The 396-nt window shown below is 32.8% G+C and carries 1 protein-coding gene; it reads right to left on the reverse strand.

What is annotated here, in order from left to right; genetic code table 11:
• Positions 1-95 precede the first annotated feature (95 nt).
• Positions 96-368: a hypothetical protein gene (locus tag H4J54_RS00020; RefSeq protein ID WP_182188819.1), complete on the reverse strand. Its 273-nt coding sequence runs from the start codon at positions 366-368 to the stop codon at positions 96-98.
• Between the last annotated feature and the right edge of the window lie 28 nt (positions 369-396).

Raw genomic sequence — 396 nt, forward strand, 5'->3', positions numbered from 1 at the left:
TAACGCCGCATTAAGCGGAAAATTATAGTTGGCTAAAATGTTTGAGGAACGAAAAACAGCCAACTGTAAATTTTCCGTTTAAATGCCTTGTTAGGTTAATCTAGCTTCTTTAGTCGCATAGATAATAAAACAAGTAATCCGCCCATAATACCTGTAGAAATACCTCCGGTGAGACCAAGAGATATGATTAATGGCTTTAAAACAAATAACGATAATACAAAAGCAGGTATAAATAAAATGGCGGCCACTTTAAAATTTATAAATGATTTAAATTGTTCAGAGCAATGAGGGCATACTTTAACTTTGCCAAATTTATTCAGAGTTTTAGAAAATAAACTTATTTTTTTATCGCAATGTGGACACTTCAATGTGAATCCTCCTTATTAACCTAACGCC

It is taken from the genome of Colwellia sp. MB3u-8, assembly GCF_014076985.1.
Lineage (GTDB): Bacteria > Pseudomonadota > Gammaproteobacteria > Enterobacterales > Alteromonadaceae > Cognaticolwellia.